Annotated in this window: 6 protein-coding genes; 2 read left to right on the top strand and 4 right to left on the bottom strand. The window is 47.9% G+C overall.

Features of this window, described 5'->3' with window-relative positions; translation table 11 throughout:
- On the bottom strand, window positions 1–324 hold a 324-nt coding region (locus tag AC3A8L_RS15290), incomplete at its 3' end, for an Nramp family divalent metal transporter (protein WP_487963137.1).
- Window positions 325–387: 63 nt separating this feature from the next.
- Window positions 388–1,170, bottom strand: coding sequence for a DUF481 domain-containing protein (locus AC3A8L_RS15285; RefSeq protein ID WP_487963136.1), 783 nt, complete (start codon window positions 1,168–1,170; stop codon window positions 388–390).
- Window positions 1,171–1,371: 201 nt separating this feature from the next.
- On the opposite strand from AC3A8L_RS15285, the gene AC3A8L_RS15280 reads away from it, so the two are divergent.
- On the top strand, window positions 1,372–5,607 hold the full coding sequence (locus AC3A8L_RS15280; RefSeq protein ID WP_487963135.1) for a DEAD/DEAH box helicase: 4,236 nt from the start codon (window positions 1,372–1,374) through the stop codon (window positions 5,605–5,607).
- 91 nt (window positions 5,608–5,698) lie between these two features.
- Here the strand turns inward: AC3A8L_RS15280 and AC3A8L_RS15275 are convergent, their stop codons facing one another.
- Both AC3A8L_RS15275 and AC3A8L_RS15270 read right to left on the bottom strand, forming a co-directional pair.
- Entirely contained in the window at window positions 5,699–6,337 is a 639-nt protein-coding gene (locus AC3A8L_RS15275) for a hypothetical protein (RefSeq protein WP_487963134.1), read from the bottom strand.
- A 286-nt stretch (window positions 6,338–6,623) separates the two neighbouring features.
- Window positions 6,624–10,868, bottom strand: a complete 4,245-nt coding sequence (locus AC3A8L_RS15270) for an EAL domain-containing protein (protein WP_487963133.1) — start codon at window positions 10,866–10,868, stop codon at window positions 6,624–6,626.
- 259 nt (window positions 10,869–11,127) lie between these two features.
- Between AC3A8L_RS15270 and AC3A8L_RS15265 the strand changes: the two genes are divergently transcribed.
- Window positions 11,128–11,430, top strand: coding sequence for an ArsR/SmtB family transcription factor (locus AC3A8L_RS15265; protein ID WP_487963132.1), 303 nt, complete (start codon window positions 11,128–11,130; stop codon window positions 11,428–11,430).
- Window positions 11,431–11,547 lie beyond the last annotated feature (117 nt).

The raw sequence follows: 11,547 nt of genomic DNA, 5'->3' as shown, positions 1-11,547 counted from the left end.
CAGCGCATTTAAGGTTACGCCACAAGCCGAAATTAAGGCCGCGCCCACAAAAAAAGACCACAATAATAAGTAGGGTAAAAAGCATAGTCCAACAATGCGGCCGAAATGCATTTTGATACCCGCTAAAAGCGAGTGCTGGCTCGCGAGTTGCCAGCGGCCAATGCCTTCTGTTAAAAAGTATTTCATCACGCCGCCAGCGATAACGGCCCATAGTACCGATACGCCTAACAAGCTACCTGCAATACTGGCGGTGGCTAAATCGCCAGCGCCAACACCGGTGGCAGCCACTAAAAGCCCCGGTAAAATAATATGAATAATTCGCATAAATTGTTCCTTATCTATTCTACCGCGCTTTATCGAAGCCTAATTCAGTACGATCTAAACCGGCTAAAATTGATAGGTCAGTGACGTGGAGTATTCGGTATTAGTTTTGCTGTTGTCGATAATTGGATCGGCGTCGAGGTTTTTGGCGGGTAGGCTATCGTGCTTGGCTTGATAACCAATCGATAATGTTAGCGAATTTGTCATTTTGACATTCAATGAAAATGTAAAAAGGGCGCGTAGGTCATCAAAATTATCGCTAGAGGGTTGCAGGTAGGTGGTGCTGGCGATGGATGTATTAGCGTTTAGTTGATGGCTGTAAGAATAGTAGGCGTTGATGCGTAAAGTGTCGGTGTTTTGTTGATAGGTTGAAAGGTCCAGTGTTTCAGCCTCATGAAAAGCGCCAAGGCCAATAGCTAGCGCGTAAACACCTTCTTTATGTGCTGCTAAATAACGCGCGCCGCCGCCGAGAAGGGTGCGCGACTCCAAGTTGGCAAACTGGTCCTCTTCCCATTGAGTGAAGGCTTCGCCAGCCCACTTCTGATTAAAGTTATGAATCCAGCGCCCGTGGATAAAAGATTCGTCGGTGTCTTTGATTGTACGCGTCGAGCCATATTCGTGTGAGCCAATCAAAAAAAATAAATCGTTGGTTTGGCGGTAGTTTAGGCGCGCATTAAAGGTGTAGTCTTCTTCGCGTTTGTCGCCGGTTTTACCACTAAGGCCAACAGAAAGCTGCCCGCTTACACCCTCTTTAAGTTCCCCAGGGCGCTGGCTTTCGATGTTGGATATCGCCCAGCATGGCGCGACGGTTAAAAAACAGACAGTGGCGACGAGTGATCTAATGGACAAGGTTGAAACCCTCTACTGAGTGATAAAAATGAGTGCGGTATTGTACCGGCCCTGTACTTAGCTGACTACGACTCTAAGAGGCTTGTCGCGTTTGTGGCGAGTGCGACGAATAGGCGTTTTCGTTAGTTTGCAGGCGCTAAGCTTTATTGTTAAATTGGCGGCCTTTCTTGCTCGACTACCTTTGAAATTGCCTGAATACCTATGAAAATTTCTGCTACAACCGCTCAGCACGTTGATGAACTTTATGCCGCCTATCAAGCGCTGGATGCCTATACGCAGACAGTATTGAAGTTACTGGCTGTAATGTATAAACCCATCGGTGCCAGTAAACTGAATAAGTTGTTAACCGCGCTAGGGACTAGCGCACAGCATTTGACCGGTGTAAAACTTAAAGGCTTAAAGTCAGAGCACAAAGATAAGCTCGTTAAGGGCAACTTTATCTCCCAAGATAAAGACGGTATACAACTCAATCTTCTGTTGTCGAATCGCTTGGTCGAAGACTGCATCGCCGATCACAGTTATGTGGGTTTAATCGAGCAGCTAGAAAAAAATATACCTATTCGCAGCCTTTATGAATGGCAGCGCCAGCCAATCGATACTGAATGCCTAGTGCGCGATTATTTTTTCATGGCGCGTTATGAGGAAGTTATTGAATTATTAGAATTTGATAAAAATCCACAAATTATTAATGTCTATAAAAGTCAGGCGTTGATTGAACTATGTTTTATTTCCTTCGATCTACAGCGCTTTTTGGCTTTACCTGATCAGCTGCAGTATCAAAGTTTTGCGGTTTGGGTTGCGCAACGGTATCGGTTTGGGCGCTCAAATGGTTACCATCTTACTTTACTTGAACAAGTCTGTGAGCATAATCCTGGCAATACCGGACTTATGCATCTACTTTGCGAATGTTATCTTTATGCTTATCGTTTTGATGACTTTAAAAAATTGCTGCCCGCGAATGATGCAACCTGCTATGGCTTGCAGTTAAATGCTACCTATCTCTTTTTAATGGGGGATTTTGAGTCTGCAGAAGCTTTGTTTGAAAAATCTATTGTGGCTAAAAATAAGTATACACGTCGAAAAAAACAGTATATTGGCGGCACTTTAGGTTTGTTCTACAAGTTGTCACTACTTATTTCGGCCAGTCAAAAAAGTGCTGGTTATTATGAGTGTGTGATCGATCAAGTGGATTTTGAGCTTGCAGATAAAAAGTCAGACGATGATTATCACTACGTGCTTTGGGCGCTACATCGTGCGGCCGAAACACTAGTCTCTGGCGGTAAGCCTGATGGCAATAATAGACCTTTTAATAAATTCTTATCGGCACATCCTTTTTACTATTATCAAATGGTACTTGCCAATTGCTTAACTAACACATGGTGTGGACAAAAACTGGATAAGTCACAGCGTCAGTTGCTGGATGATTGCTGTGAATATTTTTCAGATATGGAGATGGGCCTATTTTCAGAATTGAGTGAGCAACTCAAAGCAAGGGTTTCTCTGCCTTCTAACAATAGCGCCAAAGACAAGGCTGTAACATCGCTAATCCAGCTCCCCGACTTAATTAGCAGGAAGGCTGAATGGGACCTTGCCCTTGAAAAACTGATAGCGCTGAGTCCTACCAATAATTCATCCGGCGCTGAGCCCGTTAAAAAAACAAATAAGCCGGTAAGGCTTATTTGGGAAATGGCGTTAAATTCGAATGGGGTTGCGTTTAAGGCCCGCGAGCAAAAGCAAACAGCGAAAGGTTGGAGTAAAGGGCGCCCTGTATCATTACAGCGCTTAGCGAAGGAATATGATTCTTTCGTGTATTTAAGCGATGCCGATAAGGTGATGTGTCGGGCGATTGAATCGTATCAAAATTGGGGCTATTACACCTCAGTAGAGCATGTTTTGGAAGGTGCTGGCGCGCTGCTTGCGGCTAAGGATCTTGATAATGTGTATTTAGCGCACGATTTGGAGCACGCCATTGATCTAATTCAAAAAGAGCCTGAACTACTGATTAGTCAACAAGGTGATCAGTTGCTGCTGAGTATTGCTGATTTACCGGCACATTTTGAAGATGATGAAGTCTTTTCGATAAAGGAGTATTCCGCTCAAAGTTATGGCTTTACGGTATTTAGTGCTTCCCATTTAAAGGTTGCAAAAATTGTCGGGGAAGGAGGGCTGATGATCCCCGTCCATGCCAAAGCGAAAGTTTTAGAGAGCGTGTCGGCGATAGCGCCGTTGCTCAATATTCAGTCGGACATCGCTGAGCTGGATACTGGCCTTGAAACCATGCCGTGCGACGAGCATGTTGTGATTAATATTCAGCCTTTAGGCGAGGGGTTAGAATTTACCTGTGTGGTGATGCCTTTTGGCGACAAAGGCCCTGCCTTTAAACCCATTGCCGGCAATGCCAGTTTGACAGCCGAAATCGACGGCCGCCGTGTTGCGACACAGCGAAATTTATTACAAGAGCAAATTTTACTTGATGCCCTTGATGAGCATTGTCCGCACTTTTTAGCGATGCCAGATAACGTGCTGGCTATAGATGAGTTGCAAGGTGCACTAGAGGCACTAGAGCAATTAGAGCGAGTGGTGAATAAGAATCCGATGCCTTTTGCATTGCGCTTGCGCTGGCCTAAAGGGAAAAAAATCAATTTATCGAAAACATTGGATGGCCAGCATCTTAGCTTGGCGGTGAATAAAAAAAGTGAATGGTTTGATCTTAGTGGCGAGCTAGCGGTTGATGAAAACGAAGTAATCGAGTTGCGTAAGCTATTAGAGTTGGTGTCTGCGGCTAGCGGTCGATTTGTACAATTAAGTGCTGATCAAATATTGGTGCTGTCACAGGACCTAAGAGAAAAACTCGATCAACTTAATCACGCTACCGAAGGTGGTAAATTTCATCAGCTGGCGAGTATACAGGTGGCCGAAGCCACAACCGGCATGCGCATGAAAACGAATCATGCGTGGGAAGCGCAAACGCAAAAAATGCATGAATCCAATGAAATCGCGCCTACTGTGCCCTCTACCTTGCAGGCCGAGTTACGAGATTATCAGGTTGTGGGTTTTGATTGGATGTCGCGGTTGGCACATTGGGGCGCCGGCGCTTGTTTGGCAGATGATATGGGGTTAGGGAAAACCTTACAGGCATTGGCGTTATTGTTGGCGCGAGCGAATAATGGCCCAAGTCTTGTTATAGCCCCCACATCGGTGTGTTTTAATTGGCTGCAGGAGGCGCAAAAATTTGCCCCAACGCTGAATATGCAATTGTTTTCGGATTCGACAAGTACCGAGCAGCGCAGTGAATTGTTAGCGAATGTTTCTAGCTTTGATTGCGTCATTCTTAGTTATGGCTTATTGCAGCGCGAAAGCGAATTACTGGCCAAAGTTAAGTGGCATACGATTATTGCCGATGAAGCCCAAGCCCTTAAGAACCCGCTGGCCAAACGTACGCAAGCTGCTTGTGCGCTAAAAGGTGATTTTAAAGTGATTACCACGGGCACACCGATAGAAAATAATTTGACAGAATTATGGAGCCTTTTTCGTTTTATTACGCCGGGTTTGCTGGGTAATGTTAAGCGTTTTGGTGAACGTTATGCCTTACCTATTGCCAATGTTAAAGAGGATAAGTTGGCGGCTAGGAAAGCGAGTTTGGGATTGAGGGCGTTAATCCAGCCCTTTATTTTACGGCGAATGAAAAGCCAGGTTTTAACAGAGCTACCCGCACGTACCGAAATTAATATTCACGTAGAGTTGAGTGCGAAAGAGCAAAGCTTTTACGAAGCTCTTAGGCGCAATGCGGTAGACAATATAACCAAGGCGGGTAAAACAGCGAATGAAGGCGAGCAGCGTATTAAAATGTTGGCTGAGTTAATAAAGCTGCGTCAAGCTTGCTGTAATCCAAAGCTGGTAATGCCAGAAACAACTTTAGGTAGTGCAAAATTAGCGGCTTTGGATGAACTATTAGAAGAGCTACAGCAGAATAATCACAAAGCCCTTATTTTTAGCCAGTTTGTGGGTCACCTGCAGCTAATTAAAACGCATCTCGAAACCCGTGGTATACCTTATCAGTACCTAGATGGCTCGACACCGCAAAAGCAGCGCGCCGTGCGCGTGAACGCTTTTCAAAATGGTGAAGGTGATGTTTTTTTGATTAGCCTAAAAGCAGGAGGCTCTGGCTTGAACCTAACCGCAGCCGATTATGTGATTCATATGGATCCATGGTGGAACCCTGCCGTGGAAGAGCAAGCATCCGACCGGGCACATCGCATGGGGCAAAAGCGCCCTGTGACCATATATCGATTAATTGCCAAAAATACGATTGAAGAACGCATTGTAGCCCTGCATCAACAAAAGCGAGATCTAGCCGATAAGTTACTGGCCGGCAACGAGCAGGCGCAGAAACTTTCGGTAGACGATATGCTTAATATGTTGAAAGAAACTTTTTAAGGGGCGCATGCCGGGGCATGTAACGCTTTGAGCAACGAAGATAAGGAGGTCGAGATCAAGTATTAGTGGATGAAATATTGTTTCCTCGTCCCTAATGAATACGCGTGACTAAAAAATAACGAATTAAATGCTGTGCGCTTCCTACGTTACTCAGTGCGCCCTCATGGCGTGCTAAGGTGATTTCAAGGCGGTTGCCATCTCTAATGGCGTAAGATTCTTTCGGCGTCATTACATAGCCTTCAAATTTAAACGGCGTACCGTCTGGGCTGAAGGGCAGTTCGTAGTGTTCAAATTCTTGTGTTATTTCATCGGACGCTGGAATCAATAGTGCCGTTTCAAGGTTTTGATGAACAAAGGAGGCAGGGCATTGTTTTTTGACGCGCAGGTATTTTTCTAGATAGGTTTGGTAGGCCTTGTCGTTCAATATGTGCATGCGTTTTTTTACCGTGAGCGAGTCGTAAATGTCAGATTCTTCGAGGCCAAAACTTAAGCCTTCGTAAACGCCGTGTTCGCCCAAAGAAAATTGATGGTCGGAAAATTCACCATCGGTATAGCCTGTTACTGTAAATGTTTTTTTAGCTGTTGATATCTCTCGCTGTTCAAGCTCAAAACTAGGGCCAAAGCAGAAACCTAAAATACAGGTTTTACCCACTGAATGGGATGCGCTACTGCAGTTGAAAAGTTTTGATATGGCGAATAGAACAATGGCGATATAAAGGAGGTTTTTCATGTGCGGGGCCTGAGGGGCGAGGAAGTAATACATTATCCATTAATGCTTGCTCTCCACTTCCTCATCTTCGTTGCTCAAAGCGTTACATGCCTCGGCATGCGCCCCTTTCAGTGCCTCGTTGAGAAAGCAGAACCCTGCGCCTAATTGGACAATCTATTATTGCATCGCCCCTAAACTCGGGTTGCAAAGTTTAGCAGGTTTCAATAGGGGGAGATAATCGTTGATACGAAATTTGCGTACTGCGTACAGCGTACTTTGTAGTGTAAGTTGTGGCCGGTAGCTACTATCAAATATCCGCTTTTTTTAAGGCGTTTTGTTTTAAGTAAGCGGTACAGGTTGGAACATCTAATGGCTTGCTGAAGTAGTAACCTTGAATAATCGGCGTGCCTTTTTCGCACATGAAATTATATTGGGCTTCGGTTTCTACGCCTTCTACTACGGGCTCCATGTTGAGTTTGCGGACCATATCGAGTAATGCGGAGCAAATACTGTTTGCCTGTGGGTCTTCTGGAATACCTTGGCAGAATGAGCGGTCAATTTTGATGCGATCAATGGGCAGTTTATTCAGATAGCTAAAGGCGCTATAGCCGGTGCCAAAATCATCAATTGAAATTTGTATTCCGTCGGCCCTTAAGCGTTGAAGGTTTTGAATAATATCGGGGCGTGTTTCAAGCACGCTGGTTTCGACAATTTCAATGCCGAGTAAATCAGCAGGGATGTCGGCTTTTTTCAGTGCTAAATTAATGTCGTTGTACAGCGTGATATCATTTAGTTGGTGAGCGGGTACATTAATTGATATACGTATCGGCGATGCAAGCGTTTGTTGCCATTGTTTGGCTTGGGCGCAAGCAGCTTGTAACACCCATTCGCTAAATTGCACAATTAACCCGCAGGCTTCAAGCATGCCTATAAAGTGGTAGGGCGCGAGTAAACCGCGTTTTGGGTGTTGCCAGCGCGCTAGTGCTTCCACCCCAACCACTGCGCCAGTTGCCGAGCTAATAAGCGGTTGGTAGTGCAATACAAATTCTGATTTTTCGAGCCCGCGTTTAAGTTCGGCTTCTAAGCTTTTTCGCTCGCGAGTTTCTTCACTGAGTTTATTATCGAACAGCGACATGCGCCCGCCGCCCGCCGATTTGGCTTGTACCACAGCCTGTTCACTATCAACCAAAAAGCTTTCGAGGGTCGCTTCGCCGGGGTGCGCTAGCTTTAATCCCATGCTGCAGGTTAGCGGTAAAATTTTGTCCCCAATGATTAAGGGTGCTTCTAGTATTTTACGTAAGCGTTCGGCGGCGAGGTTGGCTTCTTCTGTGTTGGCCACCTCGGTTATCAGTATTGCAAATTCATCATTGCCGACACGGGCGACGGAGTCGGTACTGCGTAATGTTTCGCTAATACGTGTGGCGAATAGCTGTAAAACGGTGTCGCCGATGGCGTGGCCGTATTCCTCGTTAACGGTTCTAAATTGATCTATGTCCAAATAAATAACGGCCACCAGCGACTTCTGTTGGCGACCGCGCAATAGCGCTTGATTTAAGCGGTCTGCAAATAGTACGCGATTGGGCAAGCGGGTGACGATGTCTTCGGTTTGGCTTTTCGCTAACTGTGCATCAGCCGCTTTGCGCGCGCTAATATCGGTTTGTGATCCCGCTGCCCGCGTGGGGGAACCATCCCTATCACGGATAACCACGCCGCGTGTTAGCACCCAAATGTAGTGTTTGTCTTTGTGGCGTATGCGGTATTCGTAGCGGAATTTATCGTCGCCGAGCGAAAACACCAGAAGGTCACGTAGGCGGTCAATATCTTCTGGATGTACGGCTTCAAGCCAGGCGCTTAGGGTTGCAGGGAATTGGTGCTCACCATAGCCCAGAATCGCTTGCCAGCGAGGTGATAGGTACAGCGTGTTTAGGGTGATATCCCAGTCCCATATGCCGTCCTCGGCACCTTTGGCGGCTAAAGCAAAGCGTGCTTCGCTGCGGCGGACGGCCATTTCAGCTAATTCTAGTGCTGCCGTACGTTCGCGAACACGTTCTTCTAAGTGGCCTGCGAGCTCGGTAGCGCGGGATTCGGCGGCTATGCGCACGTCTATTTCATGGCTAAGGGCTGCTGTGCGTTCAGTTACGCGTTTGCGCAGCACAATTTCGGCGCGCTTGGCGCGCAATAATCGAGACTTAGCCCAGGCGAGCGTGAGTAGCATAAACGCGATAACCGCTATGAGGTGAAATAGCGAGCGCTCGTAAAAGTGCGGCGGCACATCCATGGTTAGGCTGGCAATGTGTGAGCCCCAAGCTTGGCCTTTATAGCGAGCGGCGACTTCGAGCGTGTAATGCCCTTTGGCAAGGTTAGAAAACTGGACTGTTCGGCTTACGGTAGCTGGGCTCCAGGGGGCGTCGTCGTGGCGCTTGTGTGTTTTAAGGCGGGTTCGGAATTCGAGGCGTTGTGCATTGTTTAAATCGGGTACGGTGTAGCGCACGCTCACATGTTGTTGGCGGTCGTTGATCGTAAGCTCGACTTCTTTTGTCAGGCGGTTGCCGACTCTTACCGATTCGATCACTACCGGGGGGAGCGGTATTTCATCGGAAATTAAGGTGGGGCTAATCTGAGACAGACCGTTAGTGGTGGCATAGGACAGGGTGCCGTCAGCACTTACGGCCTGCCCACCGCGCCGCCATGAGACCACCATGCTGCGCAGGCCATCGCGGGTGTTAAATAGGCGCTCGAAAATGGCTTTGTTCGGTTCTTTTGCGGCGGCCATAAAGGCGGCTCTATTGATGAGGTGTATACCGTCGTCGGCGGTTATCCACAGGCGATCGGAGGGGTCTAAAAACATATGCACCGGTGAATGAATTGGGGCACCTAAGGTGATAGCGAAGTTGGTGATAATGCCGTCGTGTAACCAGGCAATGCCGCTGCGTGTGGCAATCCAAAAACCGCCATCGGCGTCTTCTACCATGCTGTACACAATGTTGCTGGGCAGGCCATCGGCTTGGGTCCAATGTTTTATCAGGTCACCAGTTTTGTCGAGTTGAAGCAGCCCGGTGCCGCCGGTGGCTAGCCATAAGTGTTGCTGCCTATCGCTGTACAAGCGTTGAAGGTGCCGGATATCGATAGGTAGCGGTATTGCCTTAACGTCGCTCAGCTCGCGGTTTTGTTGTGTTAGTAAGCTTGCGGGTAAGTGCCTAAGCGTACTGGTGCCATCGGGCTGGGTTTGTCCTACCCATAAGCCGTCGTGCGCGGGTTCGACTAAAGCCGCCCCGCCTTTGGGCAGGGTATAGTGCTTTGCTCCGCCATCGGTAAAGTGAGTTAACGTGTTATTCGCAAGCCACAATGAACCATCGTCGGCTCCTGTGAGGCCGAGCATGCCGCTACCCAGCACTGTGCCGGCGGGGGCAATTTCTGTATAGCGCTCGTCATCAAGCCGGCCAACACCACCCCGGCTATCGATCAGCCACAGGCCACTTTGGTGGTGTGGGGAAATCGCTTTTATGTCATTTTGGGGAAGGCCTTCGAGTTGCCCTTGGGTTGTAAAGAGGCTGTGCTTGAGGCGGGTTAAGCCGGCCTCGGTACCGACCCAGATGTTAGCGTGAGAGTCTTCTAACAATGCGGTGACTTTGCCGGTGATGGCATGCGGAACGGTGTAGGCTTGATGATCTTTTACACGGTATATGGCGCTTTCACCGCCGACCCAAAGGGTGTTGGCCTTATCGATGGTGAGTGTGCATATGGAAGTGGCTTCAAGTGAGGCAATCGTGTGAAAGCCATCTTTGTCGGAGTAGCGCGCCAAACCTTGTTGGCTGCCCACCCATACGGTGCCATCTGCGTCGATGGCTAGCTGAGTAATGACTTCATTAAAGGCTGCGATAGGGAAGGGTACCTGGTGCCAAACGCCGTCATAAAACCGGCGAATCACGCCTTTATCGGTAGCGGCCCAAAGCACGCCATCGCTGGCCATAACAAGGTCGTTAATCTTACCGGAAAACTCCTTGGGAAAGCCGGGGTCGCGTTCAAATCGGCCCGCCATAAGGCGCCAAACCCCATCGCCTCCAGTGCCGATCCAAGGGTTACGCTTACCACTTAAGGCGTAGACAAAGGGATGCTCGAGCCCGTGCTCGGCACCAAACCATTCATATTTTTCGCCATCGTAATGCGCTACTCCACCCACAAAACTGGCCCAAAAACCCTCTCCTCCATCAGATGATAATGTTCGTGCAAAGCTGTATTGCCCTAGTGCTGCAAGCTCTTCATCGAGAATATGGAAGTGTTCACCGTCAAAGCGCACTAGGCAGCACTCGGTCCCTAGCCACAGCCAGCCTTCTTTGTCTTCGAAAAGAGAGAGAATGGCGCCCTCAGGAAGCCCGTCGCGGCTAGACCAAAAGTCGGCAACATATTGGTTAGACGCGGGTATTGCGTAGGCCGGAAGTACAAGCGTGCAAAGACATAACCAGCATAATGCTGGCCAACATAAAAGCCTTTGGGTGCCATCCCTAAAGGCAGTCAATCGCTGTAATAGTCCTTGCGTTGACGTGCGAGCCATAGTTGGTTGGTACTTCGTTTTATGGAGGTATAGCTCTAAGTGTAGACAGAGTCTGCGGAGGTGCTTTTAAAAGTCGTGGCATGTCTTTTGACGGGCGGTTTGTTGGACGGTTTGATGCGTTAATTATCTGGCAGGCTATTTGTGATTGTGTTTCGCTTTGAGACGAATTATATTTCGTAATGTTGCGATATTAGTTTCTGGTTTATGCGAATTCCTGTGCGCATAAAACCCGTTTTATATTTACTGAGGAGTCACGCAGATGCCTGATGCTTTTGATGAGGCGATTAAAGCGCTTGCTCACCCGTTGCGGCGGCAGATTTTACTCTGGCTAAAACAGCCTAAAGACAATTTCCCCGAACAGGTCCATTCATTAGATGCCGGAGTGTGCGCCGGGCAAATACATCAAAAAAGTGGGCTTTCTTGTTCTACGGCATCAGCACATTTGGCGCAGTTGCAAAAAGTTGGGTTGGTGAATTGTCGCAAGGTGGGACAGTGGCATTTTTACAGCCGCAATGAAGCCGCCATTGCGGCATTGCTCAAACAGATAGGTCATGAAATTTAGGGGCGTTAGGGGCGAGGCAATAAATAGTTTATCCAATTAGGCGAAGAGATCGGCTTTCTTCACAAGGCGCTTAAAGGGGCGCATGCCGGGGCATGTAACGCTTTGAGCAACGAAGAT

Source organism: Marinagarivorans sp., from assembly GCF_982758155.1.
Note: the sequence above shows the minus strand (reverse complement) of the source record. Positions and strands in the feature narration are given on the sequence as shown.